This is a genomic window from Micromonospora sp. NPDC092111 (genome assembly GCF_044755745.1).
GTDB lineage: Bacteria > Actinomycetota > Actinomycetes > Mycobacteriales > Micromonosporaceae > Micromonospora.
The window spans coordinates 15,124-32,447 of the sequence record NZ_JBIVRQ010000027.1; the positions used below are offsets into that span (position 1 = coordinate 15,124).

The following is a 17,324-nucleotide window of genomic DNA, read 5'->3' on the forward strand; positions in this document are numbered from 1 at the left end:
GACAGAACAAGTCACCTCAGCCGTTCGGCGTCACACCCTCCACCGCAGCGGCCAACCACCCCGACCACGACGACGACACTCCCACCGTCTCCGGCCGAGACGCACCCGGCCACCGGCGCGGCAGACACCCGTACTGGCCGAACAACCGCAACGCCGCCCGACGCGGCGGACACGGACCCTCCTCGCCGCAGCCCCCGCAACGACCATCACCGCTCGACGGCGTATGCCGGTCGAGCTGCGCCTGAGCCTCCCGAAGCCGAACACGGGCCGCACCGGACAGGTAGGTGCTCATCGGGGCGGGTTCTCCGGCAGGAGCATGCTTGCGCGGATCAGGATCTGTGCCTGTTGGCCCCGCCGACCGGTCCGGCCGAGCCTGATCCCCTCGACCCAGATCCACTCGTCGTGGGGTGGGCGGTGGGCGATCAGTCGGACCCCGGTGACCCACAGCGTGACCGGCCCGTCCGAGGGCATCAGGCGATCCGCCGCGCTGATCTCTAACACCGCGCCGAGCCGTACCCGAATGTCAAACACCGCGTCCCCTCCTGGCCGGCCCCGCGTTCCTACGCGGCGGCGTGCTCGCTGTCTTCCGTGGCTGGATCTGAAGGCCGGCGATCTGCACGAAGACCTCACGCCGCGCCAACGCCTCACCGGTGGCCCGGTTGATCGAGTAACCGGTGAGCCACACCCACCCGTCATACGTCGGTCGGTCGTCCACCGACGTCACCCGCAACCACAACGCCCGGTCACCACCGAACTGCACCGACGCCCGACGGTCGATCAACACCAGATCACCCGGTATGGGAACACCCGGCCGACGCGGCATCGGTGCGCGAGGCACCGGGATGGGCGGGCCATTCACGGGACGACGTTCGGGTCGAGGCCCCACACCAGCACCCACCCCGGGCCAGCCTCAGCACGACGCCGCACGACCGGAACCCGAACAGTCCAGGCATGGGCGACGTACCAGCCGCCGCACGGCGGTAGCCCCCTGCCCGATGGCGCGTAGGTCCGCCCACTGGCGGACGAACTTCCACGCCCTACCACCGCAGGACGAGCACGCCCCGCCCACCTTGACGACGCCGGGGGCGACGTGGTGCGGGGTGCCGGGAGTACGGATCAGGGATGATCCGGACGAGTTAGAAGTTTCCACCGCACCGCGCATCATGATCTCCCACCCAACCAGCATTAGAACTATTTCTATGTGACCCGATCGTCGACCGCATTGTCAATAGAGCTAGCTCTAATGTTCGCCAGTAGGACACACTTGCTGGTAGAGATAGCTCTACGCAGCGCACGGCCAGGAGGAGCGAGTGGGCATCGGGTACCGGGATCTGGCGACGCTCCTGCGCGAAGCCATCCAACGCGGCGACTACACCGAAGGCAGCACCCTGCCGAAGCAGGACGAGATCGCCGCCGAGCACGGCGTCAACATCAACACCGTCCGGCAGGCAGTGCGGATGCTCGAAGCCGAAGGACTCGTCACGCCCGTCCGCAGACGCGGCACCGTCGTCCGACCACGGGTGGCGATGAAGCGGCTCGGCATCGACCGCTACGCCAAGAGCAAGTGGAAGTCAGGGCTCGTCGCGTTTGCCGCCGACCGCGAGGCCACCGGCCGCACCTGGGCACCAGGCGACCAGACCAACGAGGTACGCCTGACGAAGGCCGACGCCGAAACCGCCGACGCGCTCGGGCTCAAGCCCGGAGCACCCGTCTACGAACGCGCCCGCCTGGTCAAGGAAGCCGACGTGCCCACCCACACCCTGACCAGCTACTACCGGCCGGAAGACGTGGAAGGGACCTCGCTGGTCGACCCGACACCCGGGCCAGCCGGACGAGGTGGAGGCTTCGCCATCCTCACCGGCCGAGGACTGGAACCGGACACGATTACCGAAACCGTACGCGCACGGATGCCCACTCCCGAGGAAACCCAACTCCTCCAGCTCCCAGCCGGCGAGCCCGTCATGGTCCTGCACCGCACGACGTTCACCCACGACGGCCGACCGGTCGAGTTCGCCCGAGGGGTCCACGCCGCATCCCGCTTCACCTGGTCGTACACCTTCAAGATCCCCGACTGAGAGATCGACATGATGCCCACGAACCCCCCGGCCATCCCCGCCGAACACCGGGCGGACGCCGAACGCCTGTGGCGCTACCACCACATGCACCACGAGATCCGGCCGGTTGACGTGGGCATCGGACTCGGCAGCCACGACCTCGGAGTCGCCAAGATCGCCACCGACCTCTACCACCAAGGGATGTATCCAACGCTGGTCTTCACCGGTGCCAACGCCCCGACCACCATCGGCACCTTCCCCCGAGGTGAAGCCGTCCACTACCGCGAGTACGCCATAGCCCACGGCGTGCCGGCCGACGCGATCCTCATCGACACGGAGGCCAAGAACACCGGCCAGAACATCGAGCACACCCGCGCGCTCCTCGCCGACCACCAAATTCAGGCCCGATCGGTGATCCTGATGTCCCGCCCGTACCAACAGCGCCGCGCGTACGCCACCTGCAAGAAGCTCTGGCCCGAGGTCGACGTGATCTGCGCGTCGCACCCGCTCTCACTCGACGACTACGTGACCAGCATCGGCGACACCAAGAAGGTCATGGACATGCTCGTCGGTGACACCCAACGCATCGACAAGTACGCCGAACTCGGCTTCGCGATCCCCCAGCACGTCCCCGACGACGTCCGCGCCGCCTACAGCCGCCTGGTCGAGGCCGGGTATACGAGCCGACTGGTGTAGAGGAGCCGAGCTACTGGCCCAGCACCCGCCGGCCAGCCTCCGCCACCTCAGGCGACACCACGACCGCCACGACTTCACCGTCCTTCACCAGCGGTACCGAGTTCCCCGCCTGCACCGCCTCGATGAAGTCCCCTAGCACCAGCTCGATCGCCGTGCCATCCGCGTAGGCCCAATCCGGATCTGCCTGCCTCATGAGACAGAGCCTAACCACCAAGCCGGACAGATCATGTTGGCCCGCCCCATGGGCTGTAAAGGGAGACGGCGTGGAACTTCTGTGCGTCTTCAAGGCAGCCCTTGACGGGCCGCACGCGCCGCCGCCTGTGCGCGCGTCCGTCGCTCCGACTCCGGCCACGCCCGGCGGGCTGGCGCGAAGGGCGGGATCCCGATGGGTCGCCGGATGACGACAGGCCGTTGCCCGGCAGGGTGATAGGCCGACAGCCGGCCGGGCCGCGCGGCGAGCACCGCGCGGCGTAGGGGAGCGGACGCCGGGTCCGTCGGCGGCTGCCGGGCAGTGGCGAGATTGCGGTTACTGCGCCTCCGACGGGGGCGCTCCGGCTCTAGGATGGCCGGGGGTCCGCCAGCGGCTCGCGGTCCGTGGGTGGTTGCGGTGGGAGTCACCCCGTCTGCCGTCGACCCGGGCGAGCCGAGCAGACCTCTGCCCGACCCGCCAGCGTCCGTACGGGTGTCAAGGTCCGCTTGACGTGGCGGGCCGGGCGGCGGCCCGCTCCACAGGAGTGGGTCGACGGCAGACGGGATGGCAGCAAGCGGCGCTGGCGAGACTGTCCCTTGTACTGTGCACGAGCATGGACTGGCAAACGTTGATGCCGCCTTTCGTCGCCGCTGACGCGACCCTACTCGGTGTGTGCTACGGCGACTGGCGTTACTCAGACCTCAGTGAGTTACATGCTTTCAGACCTGACCGGCTTACCCGACGCATAAGGGCTGTTATCGCAGCACGTAATGCCGGGGCAGCTCTTTATCTTGAGAACAGTCGGCAACTCAACACCCCTACACCTAAAGGCGGTCAAGCTGGAGCTATCTCTCAACTATAGAATCCACACATACGCCAACTAGTAGGTCCATGATGAGTCGCCTCGGCGACCGGCACAGGCTGCTACAAATAGTACTCTCTTCGATACGAACGCCAACAGTCGTACAAAGAACCCGAAATAGAACCGAGGGCATCGAGCACCGACCCCCGGTCGACCAAATCGAAAAAGCCGTAGGAATCTAGCTCCGCCGCCACCTCATGGACTCTACTAGCGTTGAACTTCAAACGCGCGGCATGTTGAATCGTGGGACCGTAGGACTTGGACTTGTGTGCAGCCACTGCCGCAATGAGTCCTCCAAGCCAAAGACGGTCCGTATCACTAACATCCTGTGATATCGCCTTGATAGAGCGGAGAGGGTGTGACCCGAGCATGAATAGCTCGGACCCTATGGCGACACTCTCGAAACGCTCATCAATGTCACACTGAACGCCTCGATTCATAATCCAAATGTTATCGCCCGACGCCCGCTCTGATCGCTCGAGCAACCGATCCGTCAACTCAGAAACAGGTGCAGAGGTTGGGGAAGACGAGCAGATCCATCGTGGAACAAGTTCGTCTCTCGGGCGAAACCTGACCTCAAGAATCTCACCGTTCAACTTCGGTGATATCTCGCTGATCTCCCATTGGTCAAGCAGCCACCTACCAAAGAGCGTCGACGGAGACCAACTACATAGCAAGGGGACGTCCGGCACGATCTCCCCGGGCATGCCTGCAAAGCCAAGAAGCGACCTAAGTGTTGTCTGGGTTGGGAGGGACGCCAAGAAGGTTTCTGTACGTGACGTAAGTGGCCCTTCCAAGGCGGCAATCTCACGAAGTTCCGCCAACTCAGCAAGCGAAACTAGATGACGTCCTTCATCTGATTCAATGAGATACGCCGTCACCTTGTCCATGCCGTCAGGGGTACGAGGGTACCTTCCCCGTTGTACTGCCTGCAGGATTGGCTGCGTAAGATGGTCAGCCTCAGCAGCAGCCCTGGTGGCCGAAAACCCTCGCGAGAGGTGCAGGCTACGGATCTCTTCGTTGATGTGCTCCACTAGGGCCGACTGCACGGAAGCACTCAAAGTCCGAAAAGCCTCGGATGGCTCGATGCCCGTGCGCGCTACGTTTGTTCTAATTGCGTCGTTATTGGTGACATCCACCAAGGCCCATACGGAGTTCGACCCACTGTAGCCAGGAGGAGAGGTGGTGACTCTAATCCCCTCGACACAGGTTCCAGGTGGAATAAGACGATCATTTTGACTAGCACTCGGACGAGAACGAAAACGGGAACCAAACTGATAGGGCAAGATTGATGATTGCTTGAAAATCTTGCTCCAACGCGTGACGTACGCCATTTGCCCATAATCGAGTTTCCCTGTCCGAACCTGAGCAGTGCCGCCTTGCCAGGACTCAACGGAACTCTTCAACGCGTCTTCAACACTGCCAAAACCCACCCGGATGCAGGAGGGGTCATCACTCAGATACAGGCGCACATCACACCTTGGCACGATGATCCAGTGGCGCAGGATCTTCTCCACGTCACCCAGCTTTGCGCTCGGCCTGATGCGCATCCTTACAGACGTCCCATGAGCTCTACTCAGGGCAGGCACTTGCTCATCGTCTTTTGACATTAGCCGGATGAGGTACTTCCCATGAACCGACCGGAGGGTAAGCTCCCTTGCCTTCTCTTCCTGAGGATGACACGTGATAACCCGCACTTCATCGGCAACCATAAATGCGGAAAGAACACCGATACCGAATCGGCTAATCGAGGTAAAGTTTGGATTCTGCCGCCTGAACTGCGGGTCCTGATAGCGAGATGAACCCACACGCAAGAAGTTACCTTCGACCTCGGCCTGCGTCATCCCAGTACCGTTATCTACCACTTCCAGGACTCGACGTTCCGGACTCCAGTGAATTTCAACCTCTGGACTATAGCTAACGTCGTTCAAGAATTGACGCAGCCTAACCGCGTCGATGGCATTCTGCACAATCTCTCGAACGGCTACGTTACTATTGTTGTAGAGAGTATGCCCAGTAAGAAGATTGAGAACCTTATGCTGGTCAATCTGAAACTCGAAAGGCTCGGTGATAAATCCATCAGCCACCACGCTGTCCGCGTTGATTGCTTTCCACGGGAATCGATGCGGAGCATCCTCATTAATATTTGACGCTTCAGCCCATCGATAGTTCTGTTTAATCTCAGCGTCCGCATACCGCAAGTAGGACGTTAGCGCAAAGAAGCCTTCCTCTTCGGTAAACTCTGCGTGGACTTCAATAGTGTCGCGAGGTGCTTGGCGGTTAACCTGTCCATCGCTATTCCGAGCAGGCATCGACCGTACGGTTACAACGGCGTTCTGCTTTGCCCATTCGACCTGACTAATAGGGTTACTAGGGTTAATGAAGCGCATCGCCACCGAAGGGGCTCGATCCCTACGAATATGTAGCAGATCTGCAGATCGCAGCATGATTGCCGTAAACTGCACGTTCGCTGTCTCATCTTCGTCTTGACCGTAAGGCCTATCCACACGGTACTTTCCAGTGTCATTAAGGTCTGCTAGGTGATGACTCTCGCAAACCAGCGCGAGATCTTTCAGAAACGGCTGGCCGACTCCACCGATGCATTCTCTTAATTGGTCGACCAAACCAGGATCAAAGCCTAGTGAGGCATCCGGCTCTCCAACGATCCAGGAGCGGATCCTCTTCGGATGGTTCTCCCTAACGAACTCCTGATACAGGAACTTCTCTCTATCCTCCTCGCGCCCAATTTCTCCCACACGCGACCTGTAGTCACTATCCTGGGCGCTGCCAGCGCGCTGAAGGTCGCCCACGTACTCATCGAAACCCGATGACTTGCGCCGGTCATACTCGACCCCGGTCACCAGTAGACCGAAATCGTGGAAATACGTAGCCAGAGTTAGCAACAGCCAATCAGCCGACGACATCTTCTTTCGCGTTTCTTCAGGAATAAGCCAGTCGTACAGGCGCAGCATTCCATCGACATGAGAGATGTCATGCTTCGTATACTCATGGAAGATTCCGAGACGACCAAAATGAGATAAGGCTTCTGCGACTTCCGACCTAATCTTCACGAGATTTATCCCACTAAAAGCCGACAAGGCTGTGGCTTCCTGTGCGCGGAGCTCAGCCGTCGTCAGCAGGGGGGAACTCATCGCCTTGCGCCTCCTCAAGACATGGGTCAGATGCCGCAGCCCAATCCAGCCAGAGTAGCGATGTAATGCGCGGCCGAGATAGCTGCCATGTGTCAGATTCACGACATTAAGGTCCGCCCCTCCCGTATACCTGGTTCCCTCGAAGGCTCCACGCACGGAAGGCACTTACAGTGAGTTACGAGCGGTCTAACCTAGACGGCGCAAGCGCAGTCTCTGAGCTGCATGTGGAGCGCTACAAGTTCATCTTGCAGCAACTGCACTCACTTAATGAGAACGTTTACAAGCTTCTTGGCGTCTACCAGAGCCTTTCGACCGTGCTATCCGGTGCCGGAGTGGCTCTTTTCGTGGGCTACAGGAAATGGGCCATATCCCCCGAGCTAGCAAAGTCCGGCATAGTCGGCCTTGCGACACTTCTAACGATCGCCGCATCATTCACAATTCTACTGATTATCGTCGGGATGGCTTCGTGGTTCGATTACAGGAACGAGGAGTATCACTTCTTGACCGAAGCCTGCAGTGTTTTCTTTCGAAAAAAGCCATCACTTCGCAACATCTTTCGCTGGTATGAGCCGTATGTCATTGGGTTCATAATCATCTCAACATCAGCCTTGTGGATGCTCGTTTCTTTGCTTATGCTGCCGGCGATGACGTAAGGCATTAGATGCGACTGACCCCTTCCCGCCTTGGCGTTCACCCCCTCCGCTTTGGGTCTCCAATACGTCTCATGTCTAGTCTCACCACGCTTGACGGATCCGTCCCAGCACATGTTTGTCAGTTGACCTAGGTAGTTGGTACGACCTTGCGGGGTCGTTGTCGCGGCCGAGGTGAGAGAAGTTTGCGTGGTAGGTGTCGATCCTGTGTTGAAGGCTAGCCTGCGCCAGCTCCGCGCCGTGCAGGCGCAGCGGCCGGCTGACTTTGCTGGTCCTGCGCGTTCGCCGATTGGCGGGAAGCTATGGCGGATGTCCTGGATGAGCTGGCCGAGGTCTTGCCCTTCGAGGAAGACCGAGCGCGTGCTCGGATGAAGGCAGAGGCTGCCCGTGGCGAGGCAGCAGAGCTGCGTGCGCCGGCCGGCCCGTCGGGTGACAGTTGATCTAGCCATTGATGGCGACCTTGCGAGGCCGGCTTGGCTTTCAGGTTGCGGACGGGCTGGCGGGTGGTGCGTTGGACGGTGCGGGTGCCGTCGTCGCAGTGGATGGACAGCTCGGTGTCGGTGACGTCGATGGTGAGGGTCTTGTGGGCGTGGACCCGGCCGAGGGCGATCTTCTGGCCGACGACCATGACCACGCCGCTGTTGGAGGCCCGCCGTTGCACTCGCACTGGTCCGGTGGCTGGTTGTGGTGGTGGGCCGGCGGGGCGGGCGCTTCGTAGTCGGGCCACCTGCGCGGGGGTCAATGGGTTGGGGCGGGTGCGGAGGAGTTCGCGGGTGTCGAGGTCGAAGAAGGCCAGGGTGTGTTCCTCGATGCGGACCCCGACGCGGCGACCGGCGAGGATTTCGGCGGCCAGGACCAGGTGCTGGCCCAGCGAGACGCAGCCGTTGGCGCCGATGGTCCGGTCGACCTCCACCGGGCCAGTGGGCTGCCTGGCTGGTGCTGGTGGCAGGGGTGGTGGCCCGGCGGGTCGGCCGCCGGCGCGGTGCAGTGCGGCCAGGTCGTTGACGGACAGGTGCGACCGCACGGACTTGATCCGGGTGCCGGCGAGCAGCAAGTGGATGACGTCGGTGTCGGCCCAGAATGTCACCGTCATCCCAGAGCGGATGGGGCCGAGCCAGAACTGTTTTCCGCAGACCTGCATGTTGCCCGAGGCGGGAACGACCCGCTCGAACTCCACCGCCCCCGGCACCACCTGCACCGGCGCCGCAACCGGGACGGGCAGGGGTGGCGAGATGAGGTTCTGATCGGCCGGGCTGGGTGAGTCGAGCCGGCAGCTTCACCGGCACCACCTGCTGCGCCGTCATAGCGGGGCTGAATCGGTCGGCAGGGAAGGCCATGTCCAGGGACTGGTGGGGGCGGTCGGTGTTGTATTCGTCGCGGAACACGTCGATCACGGCCTGAGCGGTGTCCAGGTCCGGCCACACCGGCACGTCGTCCAACAGCTCTCGGCGCAGGGTCTGGTGGAACCGTTCCACCTTCCCCGTCGTGGTCGGCGAAGCCGGCTGAGTCAACCGATGGATGATGCCGTTCTCGCGGCAGATCCGGTCGAACATCACCTCCCCGCCCTTGCCGAACCGGTCGGTGAACTGTTTGCCGTTGTCGGTCAGTACCTCTTCAGGCACCCCGAAGCGTCGCAGCCCGCCGGCGAAGGCTAAACATACGGCCCGGCCGGTCGCCCTGCGCACCACCTGGGCGATCACGCAGAACCGGGAATGGTCATCCACCCCCGTGACGACCTTCGCCTCACTGCCGTCAGCCAGGAACACCCCGCCGACGATGTCCATCTGCCACAACTCCATCGGCCGAGCCCGTTCCCACCGGCGATAGTCCTTCCGCCCCCGACGCCGCGCCACCGGCTCGATCAACCCATGACGGACCAGGATCCGATACACCGTCATCCTCGACGGCACCGGCTCCGGGCAGCCATGGCGTCCAAGCTCGAAGGCGACCCGACGGGCACCCACCGCGAATGATGCCGACGCAGTTCACACACCAACGCCTCCACCTCCGGCGACGCCTGATGAGCGCACCCCCGAGGCCGACGGGACCGGTCCTGCAACCCCGCCAAACCAGCTTCGGCATACCGGGCCAACCACGCGTGAACCGTCTGGCGGGACACCCCATCCCGGGCTGCCACCTCCACCACCGGATCCCCGGCCTGCACCGACAACACCGCCCGATACCTCTGCTCGACGATCGACAACCCCACCAGCGCCAATCCCGGCCTCCCCCACGCGATGCCCGCAAACACCACGCGATGAAGAAGCCAGCTCATGATCATATGAAGCATCTGGTGGGACGCGACTGTCAAGCATGTCCCGTGACGGGACACCCGGCATCAACCCACCACTGCCGAATCGCTCTCTTTAGGATCGAGGCGGCCCGCAAGCGGGCCGCGCCGGCCCGGCCCGGCCTGCTGGCGGCCTCCGGCCGGCATCGGCCGGACGGGCCGGCTCTGCTCCGCCTGGGCGACTCGACTGCGGCATCTGCCATCATCCGGTAGTGGAGATCTGGTCCCACGGCACCGAGCTGTACGAGGTGAACTCGTACTACAGCCTGCCCGACGATGCCTGGCAGTACGAGCTGACCAGCAGGTCGGAGGCAGGCGGACATCTCGCCGTCGTCATTCCTGACGCAACCCCGGACGACGGCCCGTTCACGCCACAGCCAGCACATCGCGTGCTGGTGCAGGTCGGTGACAGGCAGATTCCCTGGTCGATCTTTCGACGTTTCATCGATCTGATCGAGTCGTCCGGTGACCTCGTTGATGCCGATAAGGACGAGCCGCACACCAGCGGCCGAGACGATCGCGGGATTGGCTGAGCGACGGTCAACTTGGGGCGATCGGCTGCCGCGCCGCTTCGCGGCTTGCCACCGGGTACCGGGGTCCAGGCGCGCGGGGAGCCCACGACACGGCAAGCCGCCCCCGGCCCGAGAGGCCGGGGGCGGTAAGCCGTACGCCGCCGGACAGCCGCGCGCCCACCGCGCACCCGTGCCGGCCACGCGCCAGTAACCGGTGTCCCAGACGTCCCCAGCGGCCATGATCGGGCACCACGACCCTGCCGCTGACCAGGCACACCGGACAGATCACGACAGCCGAAAACGATCTTCCAAACTGACGGTGCGAGTTCGATTCTCGTCGCCCGCTCCACAGCTTCCGGCCCAGATCAACGGCATAATCGCCGAGCCGGGGCCGCACTCCTGTCCGCGCCGTTCTCGGCCGGTCCCGACGACCCACCGGACCACGGGGACGAGGGCCACGGGACGAGGGCCACGGGACGAGGGCCAGGGGACAAAGGCCACGGGGCGTCAGAGCAGCCGACCGCCGACATCTCGGGCGACGATCCCGTCCAGCCGCACCCCGGGCGTCAGCACGGCCGGATCGAACCAGAAGATCACCACGTCCGGGTCCACACTCCACCGCGCCAGCCGGGCGTCGACCTGCCGGCCGTCGGCGGTGCCGACGATCCGCTTCGCGGCCCCGACGAAGTACCCGAAGGTGGGCACCGGGGGGCGGGTGTCCGGGGGTAGTGACTGGTCGTAGCCGATCTGGTGGAATCCCGCCCTCCGGTCGACGCCCTGCACGTCGTTGACCAGGAAGTCGGAGGTCAGCCTGCCGCCGGCGGCACGGCGGCCGGACACCAGCCCGATCGTCACCCCGGGCACCGCCGGCAGGTCGACCGCGACGAAGTAGAACACCCGCTGTTCCGGGCCGTACCGGATGCTGCTGTCCACCACGTCGCCGAGCGGCTGCGGCGGCGGCTCCGACGTGGTCGCGCCCGGCGCGGGGGTGGGGTCCTCCGTGGGCCGGTGGGTCGCCGGGCCGGTGGCGGCCGGGACGGGCCGCTGCTCCGGCGCCGGCGGGCGGGTCCACCGCAGGCCGATCCCGACGCCGACGACGACGAGCACCGTGGCCAGCGCCGCCGCGCCGCCGCCGGCGAGCCGGCGGCGCCGCCGCAGCCGCCGGCCGTCGCGCATGATCGCGGTCAGGTCGAGAGAGTCCCGGTACGGCCGTTCGGTCGCCCGCATCGCCGCGCGGAGCTGGTCCTGCTCGTTCATCGGCGGGTCCCGTGGGTCTGCGGCGTACGGACGCCGCTGGCGCGCAGCTTCTCCAGGGCCCGGGAGCTGGTGCTCTTCACCGTCCCGACCGACACGTCCAGTTCGCGGGCCACCTGCGCCTCCGGAAGGTCGAAGTAGTAGCGCAGCACGACGATGGCGCGCTCGCGGGGGCTGAGCGCGGCCAGGATGTCGTGCAGCCACCGGCGGGTGACGACCTCGTCGGCGACGTCGCCGCGCCGCTGCTCGGGGAGGTCGTCGCTGGGATACTCGCGGATCGGCCGCCGCCAGCCGTCGACGAGGTGGTTGACCAGGACCTTCCGGGCGTACCCGTAGGCGTCGTTGTCGCGGATCCGGGACCAGGACGCGTAGGTGCGGACCAGCGCGGTCTGCGCGGCGTCCTCGGCCTGGTGGTGGTTGCCGGTCATCAGGAAGGCGGCGTGCACCAGCCGCCCGGACGCCACCCGGGCGAACTCGACGAACTCCTCGTCACCCCGGGCCATGCCCACTCTTCCCGCATCCCACGACGGACAGGACGGGCGGGGCCACCGGAAGGTTGAGTCCGTACGAGATCAACTGTTCCGCCGGGCCGTTCGTCTTTCCCGCTGCCCACCGCCGACCGGCGGTGCGTGGAGGGAGCCCCATGACGACGAAGGTTACGGGCCGCCTCGGCGACGCCGTCCCGGTGCCGCCGCTGGTGGGACGGTTCCGGCGCACGCGGCGCGGCCGGGCGGCGGCGTCGCCGTCGCGGGGCCGGGCGGCGGCGGCACTGCTGCTGGTGGGTCTGCTGGCCGGCTGCGGACTGCCGGCCACGACGGAACCGGCCACGACGGCCGATCCGGCGCCGGACCCGGCCACGGCCGGGGCGTCGGGCCCGGTGGCCGGGCGGCCCCGGCCCGCCGCGATCAGTTACCCCGCCGACGGGGACAACCACTGGCAGGTCGCCGCCGCCCAGCCGGACGTCCCGGGTGGTGCCGGTCGGCTGCTCCGGTACCGGGTGGCCGTGGAGCGCGACATCCGGGGGCTGCCGGTGGCGGGCGTCGCCGCCGAGATCACCCGGACGCTGGACGAACCGCAGGGCTGGACCACGGACGGGACGCTGCGCCTGCGGCGGGTCGGCCGGGACCAGCCCGCCGACTTCACGATCTACCTGGCCACCCCCGGCACCCGCGACGAACTGTGCGGTGACACGCCGGACGGCTACACCTCGTGCCGCAACGGCGACCGGGTGGTGCTCAACGTGGCCCGGTGGGTGAAGGGGGTGCCGGGCTACGGGGCGAGTCTGGCCACCTACCGCCGGTACCTGGTCAACCACGAGGTCGGGCACCGCCTCGGCCGGGGGCACGAGCGGTGTCCGGGGCGCGGGCGGCCGGCGCCGGTGATGCAGCAGCAGACGCTGGGCCTGCACGGCTGCACCCCGAACGCCTCGCCGTACCGCGACGGTGTGCGCTACTCGGGGCCGCCGGGCTCGTACGACGACCGGGTCCCGCCCCGGGAGCCGGGCCGGCAGGGCTGACGCTGACCGGCGGCTCAGGGCGGCGGCGCGGGCTGCGTACCATGCGGGCCGGGCATCCCCTCGTCCCGGCGGAGGTAGCGACGGATGGCAGACCAGCAGGACGGGTACGCCCTCGGCGTCGACCTCGGCACCTCCAACACGGTGGCCGTGCTGCGCTGGCCCGACGGGCGGACCCGGCCGCTCCTCGTCGACGGCCAGCCGATCATCCCGTCCGGCGTGTACGCCGACCCGGACGGCCGGCTGCACGTCGGGCGGGACGCGCAACGCCTGGCACAGGCCGACCCGGCCCGGTACGAGCCGAACCCGAAGCGCCGGGTGGACGAGCCCACGGTGCCCCTGGGCGACCGGTCGTACGCCCCGGCGGAGCTGCTCGCCGCGACCCTGCGGGCGGTGGCCGACCAGGCGGTGGCGGCGGTGGGTTTCCTGCCGCCGGCGGTGGTCACCTACCCGGCGACGTGGGAGGCCCCGCGCCGGCAGGTGCTGCACGACGCGCTGGCCCTGGCCGGATGGCCGTCGGCCGCCGAGCACACCATGTCCGGCCCGGTGCCGGTCGGCACCCGGCTGCTGCGCGAGCCGGTCGCGGCGGCCCGCTACTACACCGAGGTGCTCCGCCGGCCGGTGCCGGTCGGTGCCGCGATCGCCGTGTTCGACTTCGGCGGTGGCACCCTGGACGTGGCCGTCGTCCGCAACGAGGGGGCCGACCCGTGGGGCGACTCGGGTTTCACCGTGATCGCCGCCGGCGGGGTGGCGGACCTGGGCGGGTTGGACCTCGACGCGGCCCTGGTCGCCCGGCTCGGTGAGCTGGTCGGCGGGGCGGACCCGCAGCGGTGGCACCGGTTGACCCGGCCGGACACCGCCGCCGGCTGGCGGGATCGGCAGCAGCTCTGGGACAACGTACGCGGGGCGAAGGAGATGCTGTCCCGGGTCACCGTCGCGCCGGTCGCGGTGCCCGGCCTGGAGAGCGCCGCCCCGCTCACCCGCCAGGACCTGGAACGGCTCGCCGCTCCCCTGCTGGCGCGGGCCGTCGCCGAGACCCGGGCGGTGGTCGCCACGGCGGGGCTCACCCCCGACCGGCTGGCCGGCCTGTTCCTCGTCGGTGGCTCCTCCCGGGTGCCCCTGGTGGCCCGGCTGCTGCACGCCGAGTTGGGCGTCGCGCCGACCGTGCTGGAGCAGCCCGAACTGCCGGTGGCCGAGGGCGCGCTCACCGACCTGCCGATGCCCCGGGGGACCACCCGTCCCGGACCGGCCGCGCCGGCGGGTCCCGCACCCGCCGGACCGCACGGCACCCGCCCCGCCCCGCCCGACGCCGGCCCGCACGGCACCCTGCCGGCCAGCACCCTGCCCGCCGGGCCGCACGGCACCCTGCCGGCCGGCACCCCGCCCGCCGGGCCGCACGGTGGTCAACCCGCCGGGGCCGGCGGGACGCTGGTGGCGGAGCAGGGGCCGGGCGGGACGCCGTACCCGCCGGGGAACTGGCCGGGGGCCGGCTGGCCGGGCGTACCCGGGTCGGGGACGCCGGTGCCGGCGGGCCCCGGCGGCCCGCCCGCGACGCCGGTGCGGCGCGGACGTCGGCGGCGCTGGATCGCGCTCGGGGCGGGCCTCGCGCTGGTCGGCGTGGTCACCGCGGCGGCGCTCTGGTTCACCCGCGACCGCTACCCGGCGCTGGAGTTCCACACCCTCGTCGAGGTGGCCCGGCCGCCGGCCGGCGCGGAACGGCCGACGGCGATGTTCACCGCCGTCCTGGGCGACCGCGGCTACCTCGCCTACCAGCTACCCGACGACCGGCTGGAGGTGGTGGCGGTCGACGCCGGCACCGGGAAGCAGGTCTGGCGGAGCACGGTCGCGGCGGGCGCGCAACGGTGGGCCGGGATCCGGGCGGTGCCCGGGGCGGTGCTGGCCGTCGCCGACGCGGCCGGGGACAGCAACCCACGGGACGCGGTGGTGCTCGACGCCTCGTCCGGCGACGAGCGGTGGCGGCTGCCCGTCCACGGGGACGACGCCCTGCACGTCACCCCGGACACCGTGGTGTGGGTGGACCGGACCGGCGGGCGGCTGGTCGGCCTGCGGCTGGGCGACGGCCGGCGGGCCTGGGAGCAGGCCAACCCGCGCAACGACTACGGCGACACCCGGACCACGGTGGTGCCGGTCGGCACCGAGCAGGGCCTGGGCGGCCCCGCCCACCTGGACGGCGAGCCCCGCGCGCCCTGGCTCGGCGACACCGACCGGCTGGTGCAGGTGGGCGCCGACCGGTCGGTCCGGCTGATCGACATGAACAGCGGCGCGGTGCTGCGCAGCCGCACCGGTGTCGCCGACGTGGGCGACCGGGTGGCCGCGTACGGGGACCGGCTGTACGTCGTCGACGAGGACCAGGGGTACAAGCTGCTCGGGTACGACCTGGGCGGCCTCGCCGAACCGACGGTGCTCTACAGCGCGGGCGACCGGCGGCGGGTCACGTCGCTGGTGGCCTGCGGCGAACACCGGGCCTGCCTGCTGGAGGTGCCGGAGGGCGACACCCAGCGGACCGAGGTGGTGGCGGCGACCGAGGGGAAGGGCAGCCGCCGCTGGCCGGCGCCGGGCGGGGTCGGCCTGGTGTCGTTGGGCGAGCACCTGCTCGTCCAGCGGGAGTCGCCGAAGACCACCGCGACCCTCTTCGACCCGGCCGGGAAGGCGCTGCTGACCGATCAGAAGGGGTTCGCCGCCCGGGTCGACGCCGGCAACCTGCTGGTCTTCGCCGAGACGCCGAACACCATCGAGGGCGACCGCAGCATCGCCGGGGTGTCGGCGTCCGGCGAGCTGACCGCGATGGGTGACCTTCAGGGCGTCCGCGGCCAGTCGTGTTCGTGGAACACCGAGGTGATCGTCTGCGGGGCGGAACGGGACTTCGTGCTGTACCGGTTCGCCGGGGACGGCTGACCGGCCGAACGGCGCCGCGCCATCGGGAGCCGGTCCGGCTTCCGATGGCGCGGCGGTGCGGGTTCACCGGGGCGTGGACCCCGGGGTGGGCTCAGCCGCCGAGGCTGGCGGCAGCCGAGGCGATCGACGAGGCGAAGGTGCTCACCTGGGTGTACACGCCCGGGTAGTTGGGGCGGGCACAGCCGTTGCCCCAGCTCACGATGCCGACCTGGATCCAGGCGTTCGAGGCGTTCCGGCGGAACATCGGGCCGCCGGAGTCACCCTGGCAGGTGTCGGTGCCGCCGCTGGCGTAGCCGGCGCAGATCTCCTCGGCCGGGATGAGGTCGCCACCGTAGGAGGCGGAGCAGCTCGCGTCGCTGACGAAGGGAACCGTGGCCTTGAGCAGGTAACGCTGCTGGGCCCCACCCTCGCTGGCGGCACCCCAGCCGGCGATGGTGAAGGTGCCGCTGTCGTACGCGGTGGTGGTGGCGATGGGCAGGGTGGCCAGCGTGGTGACCGGGGTGGCGAGCCGGATCAGCGCCCAGTCCTTGCCGCTGCCGTTGTAGCCGGGGGCCCGGTAGACGTAGTTGGAGCGGACCTGGATCCGGCTGGTCGACTGGAGGTCGACCACACCGAGGGTCGCGGTGATGCTGGTGTTGGTGCCGGTCCCGCTGACGCAGTGGGCGGCGGTCAGCACCAGCCGCGGGCTGTACAGCGCCCCGCCGCAGCCCATCGAGAGCCGGACCATGAACGGGAACTCACCCTGCGCGGCCCGGGTGCCACCGACCACCGACGGGGCGGGGTCGGCGATGGGGGCCGCGCTGGCCGGGGCGGCCAGGACGAGGGATCCGGCGGTCACCGCCACCAACGTGGCGGCCATCCGGCCGATGAGACTGCGCCAACGGTTCACTGGGCCTCCAACCCTCGGCGGCACCCCTCGTAGGAGCGCCGGTTCGATGGCGGGAGCCTAGGGCCGTCAATCGACAGACATCAACATATCGGTGTGGTCATACGATCGTGATCCGATTCCGTACCGGTGGGTCGACCGGGCCGGACACGGATGAACGTCGCCCGGCGGGGTAAGACAGCCGCCGTCCTGGAGGAGAACGACCGGCGTCGCGGCGACCCGCGACCGGGCGCGGGGGGGGGGGGGGGGGGGGGGGGGCCCCCCCCCCCCCCCCCCCCCCCCCCCCCCCCCCCGGCCGCGCCGGCGCGGCCCGGCCGGCCGGTCAGCTCGGCTCTCCCGACAGGGAGGT

The 17,324-nt window shown here is 67.8% G+C and carries 14 protein-coding genes; 5 read left to right on the forward strand and 9 right to left on the reverse strand.

Annotated features, from left to right (window positions below; translation table 11 throughout):
* Positions 1-288: 288 nt before the first annotated feature.
* A complete protein-coding gene (locus ACIQG9_RS28550) occupies positions 289-531 on the reverse strand; it encodes a hypothetical protein (protein WP_400408198.1) in 243 nt (80 codons plus the stop codon).
* A complete protein-coding gene (locus ACIQG9_RS28555; protein ID WP_400408199.1) occupies positions 524-784 on the reverse strand; it encodes a hypothetical protein in 261 nt (86 codons plus the stop codon). Before ACIQG9_RS28555 ends, ACIQG9_RS28550 begins: the two co-directional genes overlap by 8 nt.
* Before the next feature lie 526 nt (positions 785-1,310).
* Here ACIQG9_RS28555 and ACIQG9_RS28560 point away from each other — a divergent pair.
* A complete protein-coding gene (locus tag ACIQG9_RS28560) occupies positions 1,311-2,075 on the forward strand; it encodes a GntR family transcriptional regulator (RefSeq protein WP_400408200.1) in 765 nt (254 codons plus the stop codon).
* 12 nt (positions 2,076-2,087) lie between these two features.
* Complete coding sequence (locus ACIQG9_RS28565; protein WP_400408201.1) at positions 2,088-2,750, forward strand: YdcF family protein; 663 nt, start codon at positions 2,088-2,090, stop codon at positions 2,748-2,750.
* A gap of 10 nt (positions 2,751-2,760) precedes the next feature.
* Here ACIQG9_RS28565 and ACIQG9_RS28570 read toward each other — a convergent pair whose 3' ends face one another.
* From ACIQG9_RS28570 to ACIQG9_RS28585, 4 genes are all read right to left on the reverse strand, one after another.
* Entirely contained in the window at positions 2,761-2,943 is a 183-nt protein-coding gene (locus ACIQG9_RS28570; protein WP_357025703.1) for a hypothetical protein, read from the reverse strand.
* Positions 2,944-3,864: 921 nt separating this feature from the next.
* Entirely contained in the window at positions 3,865-7,056 is a 3,192-nt protein-coding gene (locus ACIQG9_RS28575; protein ID WP_400408203.1) for an ATP-binding protein, read from the reverse strand.
* Positions 7,057-7,447: 391 nt separating this feature from the next.
* Positions 7,448-9,502 carry an integrase core domain-containing protein gene (locus ACIQG9_RS28580; protein WP_400408205.1) on the reverse strand — a complete coding sequence of 685 codons (2,055 nt, stop codon included), beginning with the start codon at positions 9,500-9,502 and terminating at the stop codon, positions 7,448-7,450.
* Complete coding sequence (locus ACIQG9_RS28585) at positions 9,499-9,894, reverse strand: helix-turn-helix domain-containing protein (RefSeq protein WP_400408206.1); 396 nt, start codon at positions 9,892-9,894, stop codon at positions 9,499-9,501. The genes ACIQG9_RS28580 and ACIQG9_RS28585 overlap by 4 nt, the downstream gene beginning before the upstream one ends.
* A gap of 212 nt (positions 9,895-10,106) precedes the next feature.
* Between ACIQG9_RS28585 and ACIQG9_RS28590 the strand changes: the two genes are divergently transcribed.
* Entirely contained in the window at positions 10,107-10,427 is a 321-nt protein-coding gene (locus ACIQG9_RS28590) for a hypothetical protein (protein ID WP_400408208.1), read from the forward strand.
* Between the two features lie 486 nt (positions 10,428-10,913).
* Here ACIQG9_RS28590 and ACIQG9_RS28595 read toward each other — a convergent pair whose 3' ends face one another.
* Both ACIQG9_RS28595 and ACIQG9_RS28600 read right to left on the reverse strand, forming a co-directional pair.
* Positions 10,914-11,663 (reverse strand): hypothetical protein, encoded by a 750-nt coding sequence (locus ACIQG9_RS28595; RefSeq protein ID WP_400408209.1) that lies wholly within the window; start codon positions 11,661-11,663, stop codon positions 10,914-10,916.
* Entirely contained in the window at positions 11,660-12,163 is a 504-nt protein-coding gene (locus tag ACIQG9_RS28600) for a SigE family RNA polymerase sigma factor (RefSeq protein WP_400408210.1), read from the reverse strand. Before ACIQG9_RS28600 ends, ACIQG9_RS28595 begins: the two co-directional genes overlap by 4 nt.
* A gap of 140 nt (positions 12,164-12,303) precedes the next feature.
* On the opposite strand from ACIQG9_RS28600, the gene ACIQG9_RS28605 reads away from it, so the two are divergent.
* A complete protein-coding gene (locus tag ACIQG9_RS28605; RefSeq protein ID WP_400408212.1) occupies positions 12,304-13,176 on the forward strand; it encodes a DUF3152 domain-containing protein in 873 nt (290 codons plus the stop codon).
* 84 nt (positions 13,177-13,260) lie between these two features.
* Complete coding sequence (locus ACIQG9_RS28610) at positions 13,261-16,089, forward strand: Hsp70 family protein (protein WP_400408213.1); 2,829 nt, start codon at positions 13,261-13,263, stop codon at positions 16,087-16,089.
* Positions 16,090-16,180: 91 nt separating this feature from the next.
* Here the strand turns inward: ACIQG9_RS28610 and ACIQG9_RS28615 are convergent, their stop codons facing one another.
* Positions 16,181-16,978 carry a S1 family peptidase gene (locus ACIQG9_RS28615; protein ID WP_400408215.1) on the reverse strand — a complete coding sequence of 266 codons (798 nt, stop codon included), beginning with the start codon at positions 16,976-16,978 and terminating at the stop codon, positions 16,181-16,183.
* Between the last annotated feature and the right edge of the window lie 346 nt (positions 16,979-17,324).

Excerpts from the sequence above, each read along its gene's own strand:
- ACIQG9_RS28565 (WP_400408201.1), top strand. The coding sequence starts at position 2,088 with ATGCCCACGAACCCCCCGGCCATCCCCGCCGAACACCGGGCGGACGCC.
- ACIQG9_RS28570 (WP_357025703.1), bottom strand. The coding sequence starts at position 2,943 with ATGAGGCAGGCAGATCCGGATTGGGCCTACGCGGATGGCACGGCGATC.
- ACIQG9_RS28580 (WP_400408205.1), bottom strand. The coding sequence starts at position 9,502 with ATGACGGTGTATCGGATCCTGGTCCGTCATGGGTTGATCGAGCCGGTG.
- ACIQG9_RS28585 (WP_400408206.1), bottom strand. The coding sequence starts at position 9,894 with ATGCTTCATATGATCATGAGCTGGCTTCTTCATCGCGTGGTGTTTGCG.
- ACIQG9_RS28595 (WP_400408209.1), bottom strand. The coding sequence starts at position 11,663 with ATGAACGAGCAGGACCAGCTCCGCGCGGCGATGCGGGCGACCGAACGG.
- ACIQG9_RS28600 (WP_400408210.1), bottom strand. The coding sequence starts at position 12,163 with ATGGCCCGGGGTGACGAGGAGTTCGTCGAGTTCGCCCGGGTGGCGTCC.
- ACIQG9_RS28605 (WP_400408212.1), top strand. The coding sequence starts at position 12,304 with ATGACGACGAAGGTTACGGGCCGCCTCGGCGACGCCGTCCCGGTGCCG.
- ACIQG9_RS28610 (WP_400408213.1), top strand. The coding sequence starts at position 13,261 with ATGGCAGACCAGCAGGACGGGTACGCCCTCGGCGTCGACCTCGGCACC.